The 18,137-nt window shown below is 67.7% G+C and carries 20 protein-coding genes; 11 read left to right on the plus strand and 9 right to left on the minus strand.

Features of this window, described 5'->3' with window-relative positions; translation table 11 throughout:
• Position 1 precedes the first annotated feature (1 nt).
• Positions 2–325: a DUF1428 domain-containing protein gene (locus tag Q8R27_RS03390; RefSeq protein WP_305697683.1), complete on the plus strand. Its 324-nt coding sequence runs from the start codon at positions 2–4 to the stop codon at positions 323–325.
• A 74-nt stretch (positions 326–399) separates the two neighbouring features.
• The gene (locus tag Q8R27_RS03395; protein WP_305697684.1) at positions 400–975 is read left to right on the plus strand and encodes a c-type cytochrome; all 576 of its coding nucleotides are present in this window, start codon (positions 400–402) and stop codon (positions 973–975) included.
• 3 nt (positions 976–978) lie between these two features.
• Here Q8R27_RS03395 and Q8R27_RS03400 read toward each other — a convergent pair whose 3' ends face one another.
• The gene (locus Q8R27_RS03400; protein ID WP_305697685.1) at positions 979–1,965 is read right to left on the minus strand and encodes a hypothetical protein; all 987 of its coding nucleotides are present in this window, start codon (positions 1,963–1,965) and stop codon (positions 979–981) included.
• A gap of 127 nt (positions 1,966–2,092) precedes the next feature.
• On the opposite strand from Q8R27_RS03400, the gene Q8R27_RS03405 reads away from it, so the two are divergent.
• Positions 2,093–3,418: a PA2928 family protein gene (locus Q8R27_RS03405; protein ID WP_305697686.1), complete on the plus strand. Its 1,326-nt coding sequence runs from the start codon at positions 2,093–2,095 to the stop codon at positions 3,416–3,418.
• 31 nt (positions 3,419–3,449) lie between these two features.
• On the opposite strand, the gene Q8R27_RS03410 is transcribed toward Q8R27_RS03405, so the two are convergent.
• The gene (locus tag Q8R27_RS03410; RefSeq protein ID WP_305697687.1) at positions 3,450–4,694 is read right to left on the minus strand and encodes a tetratricopeptide repeat protein; all 1,245 of its coding nucleotides are present in this window, start codon (positions 4,692–4,694) and stop codon (positions 3,450–3,452) included.
• A 193-nt stretch (positions 4,695–4,887) separates the two neighbouring features.
• Here Q8R27_RS03410 and Q8R27_RS03415 point away from each other — a divergent pair, with 193 nt between their 5' ends.
• The 4 genes from Q8R27_RS03415 to Q8R27_RS03430 all read left to right on the plus strand — a co-directional run bounded on the left by Q8R27_RS03415 (position 4,888) and on the right by Q8R27_RS03430 (position 9,345).
• Positions 4,888–5,547: a TetR/AcrR family transcriptional regulator gene (locus Q8R27_RS03415; protein ID WP_305697688.1), complete on the plus strand. Its 660-nt coding sequence runs from the start codon at positions 4,888–4,890 to the stop codon at positions 5,545–5,547.
• Positions 5,548–5,659: 112 nt separating this feature from the next.
• Complete coding sequence (locus tag Q8R27_RS03420; protein WP_305697689.1) at positions 5,660–6,847, plus strand: acyl-CoA dehydrogenase family protein; 1,188 nt, start codon at positions 5,660–5,662, stop codon at positions 6,845–6,847.
• 253 nt (positions 6,848–7,100) lie between these two features.
• Positions 7,101–8,966 carry an excinuclease ABC subunit UvrC gene (gene uvrC / locus Q8R27_RS03425; protein ID WP_305697690.1) on the plus strand — a complete coding sequence of 622 codons (1,866 nt, stop codon included), beginning with the start codon at positions 7,101–7,103 and terminating at the stop codon, positions 8,964–8,966.
• A gap of 7 nt (positions 8,967–8,973) precedes the next feature.
• On the plus strand, positions 8,974–9,345 hold the full coding sequence (locus Q8R27_RS03430) for a nuclear transport factor 2 family protein (protein WP_305697691.1): 372 nt from the start codon (positions 8,974–8,976) through the stop codon (positions 9,343–9,345).
• 169 nt (positions 9,346–9,514) lie between these two features.
• Here Q8R27_RS03430 and Q8R27_RS03435 read toward each other — a convergent pair whose 3' ends face one another.
• The gene (locus tag Q8R27_RS03435; RefSeq protein ID WP_305697701.1) at positions 9,515–9,814 is read right to left on the minus strand and encodes a GIY-YIG nuclease family protein; all 300 of its coding nucleotides are present in this window, start codon (positions 9,812–9,814) and stop codon (positions 9,515–9,517) included.
• A gap of 102 nt (positions 9,815–9,916) precedes the next feature.
• Between Q8R27_RS03435 and pgsA the strand changes: the two genes are divergently transcribed.
• The gene (gene pgsA / locus Q8R27_RS03440; protein WP_305697692.1) at positions 9,917–10,537 is read left to right on the plus strand and encodes a CDP-diacylglycerol--glycerol-3-phosphate 3-phosphatidyltransferase; all 621 of its coding nucleotides are present in this window, start codon (positions 9,917–9,919) and stop codon (positions 10,535–10,537) included.
• A 207-nt stretch (positions 10,538–10,744) separates the two neighbouring features.
• Here the strand turns inward: pgsA and Q8R27_RS03445 are convergent, their stop codons facing one another.
• Together Q8R27_RS03445 and Q8R27_RS03450 are read right to left on the minus strand one after the other, a co-directional pair.
• Complete coding sequence (locus Q8R27_RS03445) at positions 10,745–11,635, minus strand: pirin family protein (protein WP_305697693.1); 891 nt, start codon at positions 11,633–11,635, stop codon at positions 10,745–10,747.
• A 60-nt stretch (positions 11,636–11,695) separates the two neighbouring features.
• Complete coding sequence (locus tag Q8R27_RS03450) at positions 11,696–12,778, minus strand: 3-deoxy-7-phosphoheptulonate synthase (RefSeq protein ID WP_305697694.1); 1,083 nt, start codon at positions 12,776–12,778, stop codon at positions 11,696–11,698.
• Positions 12,779–13,058: 280 nt separating this feature from the next.
• Between Q8R27_RS03450 and Q8R27_RS03455 the strand changes: the two genes are divergently transcribed.
• A complete protein-coding gene (locus Q8R27_RS03455) occupies positions 13,059–14,018 on the plus strand; it encodes a hypothetical protein (RefSeq protein WP_305697695.1) in 960 nt (319 codons plus the stop codon).
• Between the two features lie 10 nt (positions 14,019–14,028).
• Here Q8R27_RS03455 and Q8R27_RS03460 read toward each other — a convergent pair whose 3' ends face one another.
• A complete protein-coding gene (locus Q8R27_RS03460; protein WP_305697696.1) occupies positions 14,029–14,727 on the minus strand; it encodes a DUF899 family protein in 699 nt (232 codons plus the stop codon).
• Between the two features lie 116 nt (positions 14,728–14,843).
• Between Q8R27_RS03460 and Q8R27_RS03465 the strand changes: the two genes are divergently transcribed.
• Positions 14,844–15,167 carry a TfoX/Sxy family protein gene (locus Q8R27_RS03465; protein WP_305697697.1) on the plus strand — a complete coding sequence of 108 codons (324 nt, stop codon included), beginning with the start codon at positions 14,844–14,846 and terminating at the stop codon, positions 15,165–15,167.
• A gap of 152 nt (positions 15,168–15,319) precedes the next feature.
• A complete protein-coding gene (locus Q8R27_RS03470) occupies positions 15,320–16,153 on the plus strand; it encodes a transglutaminase family protein (protein ID WP_305697698.1) in 834 nt (277 codons plus the stop codon).
• A gap of 3 nt (positions 16,154–16,156) precedes the next feature.
• On the opposite strand, the gene Q8R27_RS03475 is transcribed toward Q8R27_RS03470, so the two are convergent.
• The 3 genes from Q8R27_RS03475 to Q8R27_RS03485 all read right to left on the minus strand — a co-directional run bounded on the left by Q8R27_RS03475 (position 16,157) and on the right by Q8R27_RS03485 (position 18,135).
• Complete coding sequence (locus Q8R27_RS03475; RefSeq protein ID WP_305697699.1) at positions 16,157–17,134, minus strand: S1C family serine protease; 978 nt, start codon at positions 17,132–17,134, stop codon at positions 16,157–16,159.
• 166 nt (positions 17,135–17,300) lie between these two features.
• On the minus strand, positions 17,301–17,951 hold the full coding sequence (locus tag Q8R27_RS03480) for a hypothetical protein (RefSeq protein WP_305697700.1): 651 nt from the start codon (positions 17,949–17,951) through the stop codon (positions 17,301–17,303).
• 46 nt (positions 17,952–17,997) lie between these two features.
• Positions 17,998–18,135, minus strand: coding sequence for a YciI family protein (locus tag Q8R27_RS03485; RefSeq protein WP_305697702.1), 138 nt, complete (start codon positions 18,133–18,135; stop codon positions 17,998–18,000).
• Positions 18,136–18,137 lie beyond the last annotated feature (2 nt).

The following is an 18,137-nucleotide window of genomic DNA, read 5'->3' on the forward strand; positions in this document are numbered from 1 at the left end:
CGTGCCCAAGGCGAACCTCGAGGCGTATCGCGAGGTCGCTCGCAAGGCCGGCGAGGTGTGGATGGAGCATGGCGCTCTGTCGTACGTGGAGTGCGCGGGCGACGACACGCCGGTGGGCGAGTTGACGTCGTTTCCCCGCGCCGTCCTGGCGAAGGACGATGAGGTGGTGGTGTTCTCCTGGATCACCTACGAGTCGAAAGCCGCCCGCGACGAGATCAACGCCAAGGTGATGGCCGATCCCCGTCTCAAGCAGGACGCCGCCTCCATGCCTTTCGACGGCAAGCGGATGATCTACGGCGGCTTCACAAGCATCGTCGAGATGTAGGCTCCGTCGCCCGATTGACAGCCGGGCGGACCCGCGCCCTCATTGGCTCCAAGGCGAAGCTTGGAGGGGCGAACATGACCGGCGGCGTTTTTTCAAGGATCGCGGCGGCTGCGGTCGTCGCAGCGGTGCTCGGGGCATGCTCGCCACAGAAGCCGCCCGCCGACGTGGCCGTTGCGGCGCCTCAGTCGTCTGTCGACCGGGGCAAATACTTGGTCGCGGTGATGGACTGCAACGGCTGCCACGACACCAACGCCTTCGGGCCTACGCCAGGGACGCCGGCGACGTTCCTGGCGGGCGCCGACGTCGGCTTCCACATGCCGGGATTGGGCGTCTTCTATCCGCCGAACCTGACGCCCGACCCCGACGCCGGCCTTGGCAAGTGGAGCGAGGCCGAGATCGTCGCGGCGATCCGCACCGGTCAGCGGCCCGACGGGCGGGTGCTAGCGCCGATCATGAACTGGCGCACCTATTCCACCCTGACGGACGCGGACGCAATGTCGGTCGCCTTGTACCTGAAGTCGCTGCCGCCCAGCCCGCACCGCTCGCCGGCGTTAGGCAGCCCGCAGACGGTGAAGGCGCCCTACCAGACGGTGGTCACCCCTGAGCAGGGCCTGAAACTCGCGTCTCCGCCGATTCCACCGGCCGCTTGAGGGTCAGCCCTTCATGATCTTCACGGCGACCGAGACGATGGCGGCGTTGTAGTCGCGGTAGGCGTCGCGCACGAGGCCTTCCCAGACCGGCAGGTTGACCACCACCGCGTCGCCGCGGGCGCGGGCGACCATCTGGTAATTATCGTCGGCGATGGCGGTCATTGAACCGACGCGCACCGGGGCGCCGCCCTCTTCCAGGGTGGCGAAGACCTCGTCGGAGATCACGTCCTTGTCGGGGCGCATGGCGCCCGGCGCCGCGCCGTAACCCTTGTTCATCGGATTGAGGATCGAGACGGTCGAGCCTTGGCGGATGATGAAGGCCACATTGCCGCTGGTGGAGGCCTTGGCGCGGCCGAGGAAATCCGAGCCGGTGCTGGCTTCCATTTGGGCGAAGTCGATGGTCAGCGACGGCGACACCAGGTTGGCGTCGAGGTTCCAGGCGGGCATGGCCATCTTGCCGGTTCCGATGGAGGCGAAACCGGTGACGCCCAGCGGCGAGCCCATGGTGCGATAGGCGGCCAGCGCCGGCGCGGCGCTGGGGCCATAGGTGACGTAGCCGCGCTTCAGGCTCTTGCCGATGGTGATGCCAGGTCCGCCGCCGCCCTTGTCGACGTTGCCGGGGATGCGCTCCATGCCGGCGCCATCGACGAGAGCGGCGGTTTCTTCCGCCGAAAGGACTGGAATGCCGGCGGCCTCGAACTGCTTGCGAAGGTCGGCGTAGGCCTCATCGGCCAGGCGACGCATGGTCGTCTCGTCGACGCCCGCCAGCACCATGGCCAGACGGGTGCGCGCACCGATCCCGGCCACGGCGGTGGCCTGCTGCGAGGTGACGAAATTCAGGTGGTAGGTGGGGATGCCCACCTTGGTGTGCCCCTTGAACAGCTGCGCAAAGGTCGGGGTCAGCTTGACCGGGAAGGTCTCGGCGTCAGCCTGTCCGGCCGCCAGGGACAGGGCGAACGCCGTGGCCGCCAAGGTGATCGTTTTGCGCATACAGATGATTCCCCCACGGCCGTTCGCCGCACCGGCGATCCTGGACGAGCCCGTCGCCACCGCCAACCCCGCTTGCGGCGCCGTCGCCCACGCCCAATGCTGAGCGTCGAAAAGGGGAGAGCACGGGATGCCCATTGTGACGGGACCGCGGCGTGGGTCGCTGGCCAAGGTGCTGCTGGGCGTGGTGGGCGTCATCGGAGTGCTGCTGGCGATCGGCTTGGGCGTCGTGCTGATCATCACCGGCGGCGGCGGGGTCATCGCCAGCCCCGCCGGCATGGTCGGCGGCCCGATCCGGGTGGCGGGACCGGCGGGCGACCGGGCCTATCTGCTCACCACCCAGTGGCGGACCTATCGTCCCAGCCCAGGCACGAGCCGATCCAGCTACACCGACCTGCTCACCGACGTGTGGGCGTTCGACGCGCGCGACGCCAAGCCTGTCTGGCGTCGCAGGCTGAGCTCCGATCGCCGCGGTGTGAACATGGGTCGCGCGGTGCTGGGCGTGCAGAACGAGGTGCTGTGGATCCTGACGCCCACGGGGCTGATCGGCCTGTCGCTGAAGGACGGCGCGCCGGTGGCCGACGTCGCCGCGATCGAGGCGGCCAACCCGCCGCTGCGAGGGGTGATCCCCAGCGAGCAACGCTACTATCGCTTCGACGGCCAGGGGCTGGCGTTCACCGCCGCCGACGGACGAGACTGGCGCATGACGGGCGAGGGCCTGAAGGCGGTAGTTGCTCCACGCGTGACGCAAAATCGGAGAGACAAGCCCGCGCCGGCTGCTCCCCGCGTCACCGTGCCGGCGTACACGGCCGGCGGAAGTGGCGCCTATGCCTTCCAGGCCCGCAGTCTGCAGCTACAGAAGCGCTGGCTGGGGCTGCTGGCGGATGCGGAGGTCGAGTCCTTCCGCAAGAACCAGGCGATCGGCGGGACGGACCCGGAAAGTCATCCACGCTCGCGGCTGTGGTGGGCCGACCGCGGCAGCGTGCGGGAATTCCTGGGCCCGCGCGCCACCTACTCCGGCTTCACGCCGCTGCCGGAGGGCCCGGAGTTCCTCTATGGCGGCCTGCTGACCGACGGCCGCAGCAGCGTACCGATCATGCTGTTCAAGCCTGACGGCCTGCTGGTGCTGCACCGCGACAAGCTGGGCGACGGCGGCCGATGGCGGCTGACGCGGGTCTCGGGGCCAAATGGCAAGGTGGCGTGGACCGCCGACCTTCCTCTGAACGCCATCGATTCGGTGATGCCAGGCGAGGGCTCGGTCCTGATGCACGGCTATCGCGACGAGGAGCCGACCCGTAGGGACCGCCGTCCGGACCCCACACCACAACTCGTCGCCGTGGATCTCGCCACCGGCCGGATGGGCGTCTACGGCTTTAAGGTGAAGGCGACCAAGCCCGAGGACATCCCGCCGTCCTCGACGCCGAGCCCCATTGAACCTGCGCCGGCGGCGAAGTGACGGCCCGCCATGCGACGGGCCGTCTTCATCCTCAGGCCGCCTGGTCGAAGCGCCTGCGGGTCAGCGGCCGCGCCGCATGCCGTTCCGCCAGCAACGCGGCGTGCAGCGCCTGGTCGCCGCCGCGCGAGGCGGCCTCGATCATTGTCAGGTCAATGAGGTCACGCTGGGCATGGCTGCCACCGAAGCGCGCAGCGATGTTGCGCACCGGCCGCAGGTTGTCGAGCACGCGCGCATAGTCGCCGGACCCGAACGCCTGCAGCGCCTTCAGGATCGGCAGACCCACATCGCGCACCATGCCGACATTGTCGCCAACCGCCGCCGCCTGGGCTTGAAGGAGCTCGGCCTGGGCTTCGGTGCGACCGGCTCCCACGAAGGCCATCATCGCGTGTGCGTCGTCGAACGCGTAGGCGCCGCCCATCGCCTTCGCCTCGTAGATGTCCGCCACAGGCGCCCAACGATCGCCCACGTCGACCCCATGCAACTGCAGCCGCCAAAGCATCGACGAAGCATCCACGAGGTCCAGCGCCATGTCCGAGCGGGCCTGGAAGATCGGTCCGTCGAACAGCTTCAGTGCCTCGTGCGCCTCGCCTTGGCCCAGGTGGAACAGCGCCAGGTGCCACCAGTTGTGGACCTGGAAGAAGCTCTCGCGGGTCCAGGCGTCGATGTCGGCGCGCATGAAGGCGACACCCTCGGCGCGGCGGTCCTGCATCTCGAACACGTGAGCGACCGCATGCTGAGCCCAGCCGTTGCGACGCTCCAGCGACAGCGCCTCCAGCCCCGCGTCTTCTGCGCGGTCGTAGTGGCCGGTCTCCTCGAGCCCGAAGGCCAGCATGCCCAACACGGCATGATGATCCGGCATGGAGCGCGACCAGTGCGGCAATGCACGGCCGATGCGATCGCGCAGCATCCGCGAGTCTCCCAACAGGAAGTCCAGCACCTGGCCGACCTGAAGCGCCAGCACGTCGCGCGGCTCGGTGATAGTCACCGCCTCCAGCGTACGCGCCGCGCCGGCGATCTCGCCGGCCAGCAGTCGACGCAGCGCCTCGACGTGGCCCAGCTCTCGCTCGGAACCGGGAAGCGCCGCGGCCGCCTCGAAGGCTGTGACGCCCGCCGCCGCGGCTTCGGCGTTGGTGCCGATCAGCGACAGGTAGGCGCTTAGCACGTGCGCCATCAGGAAGCCCGGGCTGTCCTCGGTGGCGGCCTGCAGGCAGCCCATGGGGTCGCCCGCGTAGCAGTAGTAGGCGTCCAGTGCTTGTTGGTATTTTTCCGCGGCCAAGGCGCTTGCGCCCGTCAATACCTGCCCGGAACGATCTCTCTGAAGCATCGTCTTCTCCAATCCGTATTGGGCGAATGGATACCGCCTTGCAGCACTCGACCTCTACCGGGCGTACGGTCGGTTCCTTGCAATCGCGAATTGTGGTGTGATGCGAAAGGCTTGGTCCGCTGGAACGACGGAGCGAGGGGCGACCATGAACGCGGGGCTGGGGAAAACTGCACCGTCAGTACAGTCGGACGGGCTGTCCAAGGGCGAGCGCACGCGCAACCGGCTGCTCGACCTGGCTTACGAGGCGGTGATCCGCAAGGGTTTCGCGGCGACCTCTATTGAGGAGCTGGTCGAGGCCGCAGGGATCACCAAAAGCGGCTTCTTCTATCATTTCCGCGACAAGAACGACCTCGCCCGCCAGATCCTCGAACGCTACGGCGCGGAGAACGAGGTGTTCCTGGAGACCCTGAGTCGCCGTGCGCGCGAGCTAAGCGATGATCCGCTGCACAGCTATCTGATTTTCCTCAAGTTGCTGGCCGAGGCGTTGAGCGACCTCGCCGTACACCATCCGGGCTGCCTGGTGGCGATCATCACTTTCCAGGACCAGGCGTTCGACCGCGAGGTCTGGGCGCTGAACACCGACGGCGTCCTGGCGTGGCGTCGCCGGTTTCGAGATTGGGTGGAAGCGATCGCGCTGGCCTATCCGCCGCGCACGCCGGTTGACCTGGACGCGCTCGCCGACAACGCCCTGATGTACGTCTACGGCGGAGCGATGCTGTCCAAGGCGTTGTCCGCGCCGGAGATGCTCGGTCGCCAGGTGCTGTTCTACCGAGACGGCGTGCGCCTGATGTTCGCACCGGGATAAGCGATTTTCGAGCAGACAATCCCGCACGATCGGGCGATGATCTCCGCAACGAGCCGACAGGGACTGATCGCCGCAGAGCGATCGACCGTCACTGCATTCAGGGAGAGACCCGATGGACTTCGATTTTCCGAGCATGGATGATCCGCGGCGCGCCGATGTGCGAGCATGGCTCGAGAAGAACCCGAAGCCGACGCCGCGTCAGTTGCTGGAGTCCGGGTACGAAGTTCCGCACTGGCCCAAGCCCTATGGCCTGGGCGCCGATCCGGAACTGCAGCTGATCATCTCCCAGGAGCTGGACCGCGCGGGCGTGCACCGCAACGGCAACCTGCTTTCGGCCACCAACCTCGGGCCGTCGCTGATGACCCACGGCACGCCGGCTGCCAAGGAGCGCTTCCTCGAGAAGATGCTGATGGGCGAGGAGCGCTGGGCCCAGATGATGAGCGAGCCTGACGCGGGCTCCGATTTGGCCGCGCTCAGGACCTCGGCGGTTCGCGACGGGGACGAATATGTGGTCAACGGCGTCAAGATCTGGAGCAACGGCGGCGCCGCAGACTTCGGCTGCGTGATCGTCCGCACCGATCCGCATGCGGCCAAGCACGCCGGCCTTTCGGTGCTGATCATCGACCTGAAAGGCCCTGGCGTCACCGCGCGCCCGATCTACAACATGAACCAAGACCCCAGTGACTTTAAGGCTCTGTTCTACGAGGTGTTCTTCGACAATGTTCGTGTGCCTGTGTCGAACCTCATCGGCCAGGAAGGCGACGGCTGGCGGCTGACGCAGCAGATGCTGCAGAGCGAGCGGATGATGATCCTGGAACGCCAGGCCAAGCCCACCGCCCGCGACCTGGCGCCCAGCCTCAAGGCGATCGGCCGCCTGAACGAGCCGGGCGTGCGGGATGAAGCCGCGCGTCTGTACATCGAAGGCGAGATGATCCGCCTGATGAACCTGCGCGCGATGAGCGACCAGCTCAACGCCAAGCGCCCGGGACCAGAAGCTGCCGCGATCAAGATGATCGGCGCGCCGCACGACCAGCGTCTGCTCGACTTCGCCAAGAAGCTTCAGGGCCAGGCCGGCATGGTCGCGGGCGAGAGCCCGTTCCCCGGCCTGGAAGATGCGTTCGGCGAGGCCACCTGGGACGCCTGTTTCTGGGACAGCCCGACGCTCACCCTGCGCGCCGGCAGCCAGGAGTTGATGCGCAACGTCATCGGCGAGCGCGTCCTGGGTCTGCCGCGCGAACTCGACCCGTCGGCCAAGGGCGACTGGACCGAGAACCTGCGCGCGCTCGGCAAGGCCGCCTGATCCCAAGCGGCGATCGCTTCTGGTCTGCTCTTCCCGGTGGTCGCCGGGTTGGGCGGGGCCAGGTGAACACCGGCACGGTCGGGTGCGCCGCGCTTCGACCGAGCTCTCAGGGCTCGGTGAAGTCGCTGCAGTCGGGGAGCGGCGCGTCCGGGGCGTAGGCGCCCTGAGCCAGACGGCGCGCGGGCCTGCAAGCCGGCGTCAATATCGTCGTCTCCCCCTGCACGCATCGGCGAACAGGCCTATATCTGGCGCCATGTCGGATATGGACGCAGCAACGGCGCTGAAAGGCGCGGCGCTGATCAGGGACGAGGTGACCCGCCTGCCGGACAGGCCGGGCGTCTATCGCATGATCGGCGAGGACGGCGAGGTGCTGTACGTCGGCAAGGCGCGCTCGCTGAAGAAGCGCGTCTCGCAGTACGCGCAAGGCCGCGTCCACGCCCAGCGCATCGCGCTGATGGTCGACCTGACGCGGACCATGGTGTTCGTCACCACCCGCACCGAGACTGACGCCCTGCTGCTTGAGATCAACCTGATCAAGCAGCTCAAGCCGCGCTTCAACGTGCTGCTGCGCGACGACAAGAGCTTCCCGGAGATCGTCATCCGCCGCGACCATGACGCCCCGCAGTTACGCAAGCATCGCGGCGCCCACAGCATCAACGGCGACTATTTCGGTCCGTTCGCCAGCGCCTGGGCGGTGAACCGCACGTTGAACACCCTGCAGAAGGCGTTTCTGCTGCGCTCCTGCTCGGACAGCGTCTACGAGAGCCGCACCCGGCCCTGCATGCTGCATCAGATCCGCCGCTGCGCCGCGCCGTGCACTGGGCTGGTCTCGCTGGAGGACTATCGGGGGCTGGTCGACCAGGCCGAGGCGTTCCTGCGCGGTAAGAGCCGGTCGGTGATGGGGACCATGGCCGCCGAGATGCAAGCCGCGTCAGAGGAGCTGGAGTTCGAGCGGGCCGCACGCCTGCGCGACCGCATCCGCGCGCTCGCCTCTATCGCCCAAGAACAGCAGATCAATCCCGAGACCCTGGACGAGGCCGACGTCTTCGCCCTGCACGCCGAGGGCGGCCAGGCGTGCGTGCAGGTGTTCTTCTTCCGCGCCGGCCAGAACTGGGGCAACCGCGCCTACTTCCCCCGTGTCGACAAATCCGACGAAGACCCGGAGGTCATGGCCGCGTTCCTCGGCCAGTTTTACGAGGACAAGCCGATCCCCAAGCTGGTGCTGGTTAATGTGGAGCCGGCCGACCGCGACCTGCTGTGCGAGGCGTTCGCCCTGAAGGCCGGGCGCAAGGTGGAGATCAACCGGCCGCAAAAGGGCGAGAAGCGCCAGTTGGTGCAACACGCCCTGACCAATTCGCGAGAGGCCTTGGGCCGCAAGATGGCCGAGAGCTCGGCTCAGACCAAGCTGCTCGCCGGCGTCTGCGAGGCGTTCGGGCTGGAGGGCCAGCCGGAGCGAATCGAAGTCTACGACAACAGCCACATCATGGGCACCAACGCGGTCGGCGGGATGATCGTCGCCGGCCCCGACGGCTTCCAGAAGAGTCAGTACCGCAAGTTCAACATCAAGGGGACCGAGCTCACCCCCGGCGACGACTATGGGATGATGAAGGAGGTGCTGCGCCGCCGCTTCGCCCGCATGGTCAAGGACGAGGAGGCCGGGGAGGCCGCCCCACGCCCGGATCTGGTGCTGATCGACGGCGGCGGCGGCCAACTCGCTGCGGCGCTGGAGGTGATGGCCGATCTCGGCGTCGACGACATCGCCGTGGTCGGCGTCGCCAAGGGGCCTGACCGTGACGCGGGCCTCGAACGGTTCTTCATGCCCGGCAAGGCGCCGTTCATGCTCGAGCCCAAGTCGCCGGTGCTCTACTACCTGCAGCGCCTGCGCGACGAGGCGCACCGTTTCGCCATCGGCGCCCACCGCACCCGCCGCACCATGGACATGAAGAAGAACCCGCTGGACGAGATCGACGGCGTCGGGCCGGGGCGCAAGCGCGCGCTGCTGCACGCCTTCGGCTCCGCGCGCGGAGTGTCGCGCGCCTCCGTCGACGACCTGGCCAAGGTCGAGGGCGTGAACCAGCCGCTGGCCCAGCGGATCTTCGATTCCTTCCGCAAGACCTGAGGGCCGTATGGACGAAGCCGATCTGATCGGCCGCGCGCGGGCGCTCTATGCGGCGTTCATGAAGCAGGATCGCGCGGCGGCCGAGGCGCTGTTGGCGCCTGATTTCCGCTTCACCAGCCCCTATGACGATCACATCGACCGCGAGGCTTGGTTCGACCGCTGCTGGCCCAACGCCGACCGCCTGGCGCGGCAGGACCTGCGCGAGGTGATGCAGGCAGGCGACGTGGTGCTGGTCGCCTATGAATGCGAGAGCATGGCCGGCGCGGTGTTCCGCAACGTCGAGCGGCTGGAGTTCGCGAACGGACAGGTCCGCGCCGTGGAGGTGTTCTTCGGCGACCCGCCCGCCGGCCTCACCCGCGCCGAGTTCGCGGCGGGGTAGGGCTTTCGCGCTCCCTTCCGCGCCCATAAACCCGGTCATCCCCGCGAAAGCGGGGACCCAGGCGTTTTAGTGTTTCAGCGCAACGGCTGGGCAAGGCCTCCGCCATTCAAACTCAGAAACGAAAAAAGCCTGGGTCCCCGCTTTCGCGGGGATGAGCGGAGGGAAGGCGTCAGGCGGTTATGTCGTCAGCGAGATCCCGCCAGCCCGGATTAAACCTTTCGATCAGCTCAGTCTTCCACGCGCGGTTCCACTTCTTCATGGCCCGTTCGCGGGCGAAGGCTCCGCCGCGGGTTTCGTATTGCTCCCAGTAGACCAGCGTCTTCACGCCATAGCGCCGTGTGAAAACCGGGATTTCGCCGGCGCGATGTTCGAGCATGCGACGACTGAGAGAGTCCGTGCTCCCGATGTAGAGCGTGCCGTGGCGACGGCTGGCGAGAACGTAGACATGGAAACTCGTGAATTGGAACAGATAGAGAACAAATAGACTTGACTATGATGTTCGGAAGCTATGCCTTGGGCGAATCGTGGGCTCGTGCGTTCAGGGCGGGCGGCGTTCTTGAAAAGGCTCGGCATGCAGGCCCTTCCCAACATCCTGACTTCGCTCCGGCTGGTGCTGGCGTTGTTCATGTTCCTGGCGCTGGCCGCCGCCGCCGGCGGCGTCCCCTTCCTCGCCGGCGAGCTCACGCCGGAGATGCAGTTCGCCCTGCAGCGCTGGGCGGTGTGGGCGTTCGTGATCGCCGCGGTCACCGATTTCTTCGACGGCTGGCTGGCGCGCAAGCTGGACGCCGAGACCGTGTGGGGCGCGATCCTCGATCCGATCGGCGACAAGGTGCTGGTCTGCGGCGCGGTGCTGGGCCTGATGGCGCTGGGGCCGCAGCCGATGGTGCTGTTGCCCGCGGGCCTGATCCTGTTCCGTGAATTCACCGTCAGCGCCCTGCGCGAAGTGGGCGCCGGCAAGGGGATCAAGTTGCCGGTGACCCTGCTGGCCAAGTGGAAGACCACCCTGCAACTGACGGCGCTGGCGTTCGAGCTGTTCGTGGCCTCGTGGGGGGCGTTCGGCCTGCCCTACGAGGGCGGGTTGCTGGAGCCGGTGTCGATCTTCGCCCACGCCCTGTTCTGGCTGGCGGCGGTGGTCACCCTGATAACCGGGGCCCAGTACTGGGAACAGACCCGCAAGGCGCTGAAGGGCTAGTCGGCGCCGGGAAGCCGACCACCCTTGGCTCAGCCGGCTTGGGCCGCCGGCTGTCGGACCGTTCGTCGCGCTCGAGCTGCATCAGCCGCACCAGCATCGATTCGCCCGCCGCTCGCATGATCATGACGCGCTCCATGGCCTGTCATGCACATGAGAATGACTTGCAACATAGAGTCTGGCAAGCCGAAACCCGGGCGTGCAGGCAGATCACGACATCGGGTTGGCGGGCGGCGCAGGTTCAGGCAGCGGGATGAACTCATCGTCGTCGGCGTCGGGCAGCTTCATGCGGCCGGCGCGCCAGTCTGCCTTGGCTTGCTCGATGCGTTCGCGGGAGGAGGCGACGAAGTTCCATTCGATGAACCGTTCACCGACGGGTTCTCCGCCCAGCAGCATGACGATGGCAGGCGTGACGCCAGTGACCACCACCGGCTGGCCGGGTGCGAACACCAGCATCTGGCCGGTCCCGTAGGTGTGGCCGTCGACCTCCACAGATCCACGGGCGACATAAGCCGCGCGCTCCGAATACTCGGCCTCAAGCTGCGCCTTCGCACCGGGCTGCAGCGCCCAGTGCACGTAGAACATCGGCGAATGGGTCTTCACCGGCGAGCGCGCTCCGAACGCCTCTCCGGCGATCAGCCGCGCGACCAGGCCGTCGGACTCATAGGCGGGCAATTCGGCTGCGGCGTGGTGGGCGAAGTCGGGATCGATCTCCTCGGCCTCGTTGGGCAGGGCGATCCACGCCTGGATGCCGTCCATCGGCCCGCCATGGGCGCGCAGCTCCTCGAACCGCTCGGAGTGGGTGATCCCCTTGCCGGCGGTCATCCAGTTGACCTCGCCCGGGCGGATCGCCTGGGTGACGCCGACGCTGTCGCGATGGGTCATGGCGCCGTCGAACAGGTAGCTCAAGGTCGACAGCCCGATGTGCGGATGCGGACGCACGTCGACTTCGCGGCCGAAGCCGGCGGTGAACCGTGCCGGGCCCATGTGGTCGAAGAAGATGAACGGCCCGATCATCCGCCGCTGCGCAAACGGCAGCACGCGGCCGACTTCGAAGCCGCCCAGGTCGCGACGGCGTTGTTCGATGACCATCTCGATCATGATGGACTCCTGGCTCGGTTGCGGGTGTGCGGACACCATGTGGCGCCCGCGCTGCGCAGGCTAGCCCCGGACGTCCGCCTTGACGCCGCTGCGGGCGCGGCGGGCCTCCACGGCGTTGGCCAGGCGCTCCATGACCCACACCGAGGTCTGCCAGTCGATACAGCCGTCGGTGATGCTGCGCCCGTAGACCAGCGGCATGTCGGCGACCAGATCCTGGCGCCCGCCCAGCAGGTTGCTCTCGACCATCAGCCCGAATACGCGCCGTTCGCCGGCCTCGATCTGGCGGGCGACGGCGTCGACGACGCCCGGTTGGTTGTCCGGATTCTTGCCGCTGTTGGCATGGCTGGCGTCGATCATCACCCGCTGGGCGAGGCCCGCCGCCGCCATCTGCGCGCAGGTTACCGCGACGCTGGCGGTGTCGTAGTTGGGCATGCGCCCGCCACGCAGGACCACGTGGGCGTCCGCGTTACCGGCGGTCGACGCGATCGCCGAGCGGCCGTCCTTGGTCACCGCCAGGAAATGGTGCGGCTGGCTGGCCGCCTTCACGGCGTCGATGGCGATCTGCACGTCGCCTGAGGTGCCGTTCTTGAAGCCGACCGGGCAGGAGAGGCCGGAAGCCATCTCGCGATGGATCTGGCTCTCCGTGGTGCGTGCGCCGATCGCGCCCCAGCTCACCAAGTCGGTGATGTACTGCGGGGTGATCACGTCGAGGAACTCGCAGCCCGCCGGCAGGCCCAGCTCGGCGACGCGCAGCAGCAGCTTGCGCGCGGCGCGCAGTCCCTCGTCGATCTGGAAGCTGCCATCGAGACGCGGGTCGTTGATCAACCCCTTCCAGCCCACCGTCGTGCGCGGCTTCTCGAAATAGACGCGCATGACGATCTCGAGCGAACCGCTGAGCCGCTGACGCACCTGAGCCAGCCGTTCGGCATAGTCGAGGGCCGCCGCCGCATCATGGATGGAGCATGGGCCGATCACCACCAGCAGCCGGTCGTCGCGGCCGTGCAGGATGGCCTGAGCGGCGGCGCGGCCGGCCGCAACCGTGCGGCCGGCGCGGGCGTCGACCGGGAACTCGGCCAGCACCTGCTCGGGCGGGCTGAGGGTCTTGATGTCGAGGATTCTCAGATCGTCTGTGGCGCCGGGCATGTCTCGCTGGTCCTTGGATCAGCGCAGCGGCGGCACAAAAAAGCCGCCAGGTGCGCTGGCGGCTGATGGGGTGGTTTCTATGACTTGCGCGTCATGTCATGCCGATCCCGTCCGCCGCCAGAGGCGTCGGATAGCTAAACCAAAACGAATAGGTCGCCGCGGGGTGGATCATGATGAGGCGATCTTAACCGCGTGGAGCCGAAAAGTCACGCTGCGATGGCGTGGTTTGGTGGGCTGACGCTGCGGTGCAATCTGGCTGTGATGGGCGGGGAGATGGCTGATGCGCGACGGGAACGTGCGGATCGTGACCGACGCGGACGAGTTGCAGGAAGGCCTGTTCGGCCAGGTCATCCTCTATGTGTTCGAGATCCTGCCTTACCTGCATGCGCGGGGCGCGCGGCCCGATTGGGCGATCCGGGCGAAATACTACGGCGGCGCGGCCGACGGCCTGGTGATCCCCGGCGTCCTCGACCTCGCCTACACGCCGCAACCGGCGAAGCGTGACGTTTCCCTGGCGCTGCTGCGCGAGCGCCACTGCGCGCAACTCGGCGACGACTGGCAGGGATTGCACGACATCTGGTCGAGCTATTTCCGCATCCCGCCGCGCATCGAGGCGGAGGCCGACGACCTGGGCCCGCTGGGCGACGCGTTGGGCGTCCACTACCGGGGCACCGACAAGCTAACCGCGGCCTGGGACACAAACCCGGTGAGCCGCGCCGACATGGCCGCGATCGTCGCCGACTTCCGCAGCCGCCGGCCGGACCTGAAACGGGTGTTCGTCGCGTCAGACGACGCGGGCTTCGCGAGCTACCTTGCAGACCAGACAGACGCCGAGGTGATCAATCTCGGCGGCGTCGACTTCCACAAGGCGGAGGATCTGGCCGCTGATCTCAACCGCAAGGCTGACCGGGCGCTGTTGGATTGCGTGCTGCTGTCGCGGTGCGCCGCGGTGCTGAAAACGTCGTCGGCCCTGGGAGGCTTCACCAAGGTGCTGCGGCCTTCGCTGGAAATCTACCGATGCGCGGCCAGCAAGATGTTCGCCGACATTCCCTATTTCCCCGTCGCCTACGTCCCGCGATACCAGAGCGAAGACCCGCAGGTGGCCGCGATCCTGGAGCGCCTGATGCAGGACGACTGGACCGATAAACACAGCCAACCCAGCTTCGCCGCCCGGCCGCGCTATGCGCGGCGCGCGCTGAAATGGAAGGTCCTGGAGATGCTGGGGGGCTCTCCGGTCTGACGCCCGCGGGTCAGTAGCTCAGCTTGGGATACCAGTCGGTCCCGCGTCCGTCGGGGGTCAGGTCGAGCACCGACCAGAGCGAGGCGATGTCGGGGGCGTCGCGCGGATCCTGGCCGGGGTCGGCCATCTCCCGGGTCATTTCGCTGGACCAGAACAGCCGCACCGTCCCGCCGTCGCGCTTGAACACCACCAGGGCCGGGTTCTCCGTGCCGTCGTCGTTGATCAGTCCCAGGTCGCGGGCGTAGTCGTCGCCGACTGTCTGGACGAAATCGAGGTCGCGCCAGCCGCGTTCCTGAGCGAAGGCGTTCTGCCGCTCAACCGGGCTGCGCCCGAGGATCTTCAACGCGACCCGTTGCTTGATGTCGGCGGCGTTGCCGTTCACGGCGCCTAACAGATTGGTGCACATCGGGCAGGGCCGTTCGCGCTGGGGCCCGTACATCCAGAAGTAAGTCACCAGCGTGTCCTTGTCGCCGAACAGCCCGGCCAGGCCGACCTCTGCGCCGTTCGGATCCTTGAAGCGATAGTCCTTCGCGATCACCGGGCCGTCGGGCAGGGCGCGACGCTGTTCGACGAGCTGGGTCATCTGGCGGCGCAGCTCGATCTCCTGCGCCAGCAGCGCCTGACGGGCCTGATCGTATTCGGCGCTGGCGCCCGGGAAGGGCGTCTTGGCTTTGGCGGCAAGTTCCAAGGCGGGGGCGAGCGAGGCCAATGGGTTTGTCCTTTGCGACTCCAAGAGGAGACAATGACACCGCCGCGAGGATGGTTGCACGGCCTCCCCCAGCCTGGAACGATGCTGTCGCCGCGGCGATCAGCGGAGGAGGCGCCATGGACCGGATCGACATCGAGGAGTTGTTCGCGGGGCTCGGGCCGGTGGAAATCCGGCGGATGTTCGGCGGCAAGGGGGTCTACCATCGCGGCCTGATCGTCGCGATCGAGCTGCGCGGCGACATGCTGCTGAAGGCCGATGAGGTCAGCGCGCCCGCGTTCGAGGCGGCCGGCGCACGCCGCTGGGCCTATGAGGGGCGTAAGGGCAAAGCGGTGCAGATGCCGTACTGGTCGATCCCGGAAGACGCCTTCGACGACCCGGACCAGATGGCTGGCTGGGTGCGGCTCGCCTACGAGGCGGCGCTGCGGGCGCCCGCCAAATAGGCGCGAAAACCGGCGCCGGTCGCCCGGTCTTGAGGCGCCCGGAACCTAGTCCGGAAGGCGGCGTTGTCGCGCCATCGGCCCAGGGAATCAGCGCTCAACAGAGCCGCGCCTGAGGCCGTCCGTATCAACTTCGTCGCCCCGCGAGTCCCGTCATGAAAATCCGCGCCGGCTATCGGATCACCTTCGATTGCCAGAACCCCATGCCCATTCACCTGATGCTCAGCGTGCACCCGGATCGGCGCCACGACCTGATCACGCCCGACACCCTGCGCGTCGACCGCCCAGAGGCCAGGATCACCCAGCTGGTCGACGGCTTCGGCAACCTCGTGACCCGTGTCGCCGCGCCGGCCGGTCCGATCACCTTCGCGTCGGATTTCGAAATCGCCGACAGCGGCCTGCCGGATCCGCAGGCGCTGGACGCCCGTCCGACGGCGGTGGAGGACCTGCCCGCCGACGTGCTGCCGTTCATCCTCGGCAGCCGCTACTGCGAGACCGACCGGCTCAGCGGCGTCGCCTGGTCGCGGTTCGGCCAGATCGAGCCGGGCTGGGCGCGGGTCCAGGCGATCGTCGACTATGTCCATGAGCGGATCGAGTTCGGCTATCACTACGCCCGTCCCACGCGCACGGCCGAGCAGGGTCACGAGGAACGCACCGGCGTGTGCCGCGACTTCGCCCACCTGGCCGTCGCCCTGTGCCGGAGCATGAACATCCCAGCCCGCTACTGCACCGGCTACCTCGGCGATATCGGCGTGCCGTACTCGCCGTCGCCGATGGATTTCAGCGCCTGGTTCGAGGTCTACCTCGGCGGCCGCTGGATCACCTTCGATGCGCGCCACAACAAGCCCCGCATCGGCCGCATCGTCATAGCGCGCGGGCGTGACGCAACGGACGTGGCGATCACCCACACCTTCGGCACGGCGTGGCTGACGCGCTTCGAGGTGATCACCGAGGAGATCTCCGACCAGGCCCTGATGGCGGCGGAATAGGCTTCAGTTGAGGCGGCGCTTCTTGAGCATCGCCGTTCGGTCGGCGGAGCGGATCTCCACGTCGAAGGCGTCGTTCTCGCGCCTGACGCGCAGAGGAATGGTCGCGCCGGCGCCGCCCTGGGCCCACAGACCGGTGTAGAAATCCGCTAGGGTCGAGACTGTGACATCACCGACCGCCAGGATGAAGTCGCCGGCGCGCAGTTCCGCACGCGCCGCCGGACCGCCCGGATTGACGCCGATGACCACGACGTGCTCGCCGATCTCCTGGGAGATCACCCCCAGCCAGGGCCGGGGCGGATGCGCGGGCTTGCCGCGGGCCAGGTCATCGAGGATCGGCGCCAGCAGCTCGGAGGGCACGAACATGTTGATCGGCGAAGTCTTCCCGCTGCTCAGTCGCCGCTCCATGCTCAGCGACCCGACGCCCACCAGCTCACCGGAGGAGCCGATCAAGGCTGCACCACTCCAGTGCGGGTGCGCCGGCTCGGTGATGATGGCGTTGTCCAGAAAGTACTCCCAGTAGCCGGCGAACGGCGTGCGTGCGATCACCCGCCCGGCCGCGGCGTGGGCGCGTCCGCCGCCTCCAGCCAGGATCACCGGGCTGTCGGTGGCAAGGGCCCGGGAGTCGCCAAGCGGCAGGGCCGGCAAGCCCAGCGGATCGAGAGCCTGGACCAGCCCAAACCCCGTCACCGCATCGAACCCCAGCACGTGAGCCGGCGTTCGCATTCCGTCATTCTGGGTCAGCGTCACCTCTTCGGCTTCCGTGATCAGATAGCCGATAGTCAACACCAGGCCGTTCGGACCGATGACCGTACCGTTGCCCAGCCGCTGGACGCCCAGCGTGCCCGCGGTGAAGGCGTCGGGCGGCACGCGCGCCTCCAGCGCCACCACCGCCGACAGCGCTCGATCCAGGTCGAACCCATAGGCGTCCGCCGACGGCCGCATCCGCGCCTCGACCTCGTAGCCGTCGAACGGTGACGCCATGCGGCGATCTCCTGAACCTGCTTTCGCTTCCTGGATGGATCAACGCGCGAACCGCGAGACCGACGCCTCGTGATCATTCGCGCGTGCGCCCAGCCTCGAAGGAGGCATTGTCACCCAAGCGCCGTCGCGCATCCAGAGGCGTTAGTTGGTGAGTTCGCCACACACACTAGCTCGACACCGGACGGACCTCGGCCCGCGCGTCCCCGTGACGACCGAGCCAGGTCGTTCTCTCTGCCGATTGATCTGCCGGCGTGACATCGGTGAACCCCGATTTCCACCAGAATCGGATCGCGCGGGCATTCCCGCGATTGGCCGCGACATGCGCCGATTGCGCGCCATGCCGGGCCGCGAGTTCGAGCCAGGCGCTCAGCAGCCTGCCGCCGTCGCCGTGTCCCTGGATCCGCGGGAGAAGGTTCAGGTGGAGGTGCGCGGGGAAGGCGTTCGCCACCGCCCGCGGTGCGTGCTCGGGATGATGGATCATCGAAGCCCGCCGTTGGTCCGCGGTCCAGGCGCCGCGCGCGTCGGCGGCCGGATCGCGATATCGCGCGCGCAGCGACGGCCACCAATCCCGCTCCAACCTCGCTTCCCACTCAAGCGTGTCGAGCGCGCCCAGAACGAAACCCGCGACGCCCTCTGCATCGATCGCGACCAGCACGAGGTCAGGAGCCAACACTGCGTACGGTCCGGCGTAGATGTGCCCAGGGAGCGTGCCGTCCGCATAGAGATGGGAGGCGTCGCCCCCCAGATGTCCCGTCGCCAGGGAAATCGCGTAGAGCGCCGCCGAATCCTCCGCTGCATAGGCCCGGATGCTGATCATCCACTGGACCTACAGCATGGCCAGCAGTCTCGCATTAGCGTGACTCTCAGGCGAAGTCGGACGCTTCGAACAGGGGACGGATCTCGATCTCGCTCGGGCCGGACATCGGGTTGGGGCAGCGCTTAACCCAGGCCACGGCGTCGTCCATGTCCTTGACCTGCCAGATCCAGAACCCGGCGACCAGCT

This window comes from Phenylobacterium sp. (assembly GCF_030697305.1).
In the GTDB taxonomy this organism is placed as follows: Bacteria; Pseudomonadota; Alphaproteobacteria; order Caulobacterales; family Caulobacteraceae; genus Phenylobacterium.

Excerpts from the sequence above, each read along its gene's own strand:
- uvrC (WP_305697690.1), top strand. The coding sequence starts at position 7,101 with ATGTCGGATATGGACGCAGCAACGGCGCTGAAAGGCGCGGCGCTGATC.
- Q8R27_RS03470 (WP_305697698.1), top strand. The coding sequence starts at position 15,320 with ATGAAAATCCGCGCCGGCTATCGGATCACCTTCGATTGCCAGAACCCC.
- Q8R27_RS03445 (WP_305697693.1), bottom strand. The coding sequence starts at position 11,635 with ATGATCGAGATGGTCATCGAACAACGCCGTCGCGACCTGGGCGGCTTC.
- Q8R27_RS03395 (WP_305697684.1), top strand. The coding sequence starts at position 400 with ATGACCGGCGGCGTTTTTTCAAGGATCGCGGCGGCTGCGGTCGTCGCA.
- Q8R27_RS03475 (WP_305697699.1), bottom strand. The coding sequence starts at position 17,134 with ATGGCGTCACCGTTCGACGGCTACGAGGTCGAGGCGCGGATGCGGCCG.
- Q8R27_RS03420 (WP_305697689.1), top strand. The coding sequence starts at position 5,660 with ATGGACTTCGATTTTCCGAGCATGGATGATCCGCGGCGCGCCGATGTG.
- Q8R27_RS03465 (WP_305697697.1), top strand. The coding sequence starts at position 14,844 with ATGGACCGGATCGACATCGAGGAGTTGTTCGCGGGGCTCGGGCCGGTG.
- Q8R27_RS03480 (WP_305697700.1), bottom strand. The coding sequence starts at position 17,951 with ATGATCAGCATCCGGGCCTATGCAGCGGAGGATTCGGCGGCGCTCTAC.
- Q8R27_RS03415 (WP_305697688.1), top strand. The coding sequence starts at position 4,888 with ATGAACGCGGGGCTGGGGAAAACTGCACCGTCAGTACAGTCGGACGGG.
- Q8R27_RS03455 (WP_305697695.1), top strand. The coding sequence starts at position 13,059 with ATGCGCGACGGGAACGTGCGGATCGTGACCGACGCGGACGAGTTGCAG.
- pgsA (WP_305697692.1), top strand. The coding sequence starts at position 9,917 with ATGCAGGCCCTTCCCAACATCCTGACTTCGCTCCGGCTGGTGCTGGCG.
- Q8R27_RS03430 (WP_305697691.1), top strand. The coding sequence starts at position 8,974 with ATGGACGAAGCCGATCTGATCGGCCGCGCGCGGGCGCTCTATGCGGCG.
- Q8R27_RS03400 (WP_305697685.1), bottom strand. The coding sequence starts at position 1,965 with ATGCGCAAAACGATCACCTTGGCGGCCACGGCGTTCGCCCTGTCCCTG.
- Q8R27_RS03450 (WP_305697694.1), bottom strand. The coding sequence starts at position 12,778 with ATGCCCGGCGCCACAGACGATCTGAGAATCCTCGACATCAAGACCCTC.
- Q8R27_RS03405 (WP_305697686.1), top strand. The coding sequence starts at position 2,093 with ATGCCCATTGTGACGGGACCGCGGCGTGGGTCGCTGGCCAAGGTGCTG.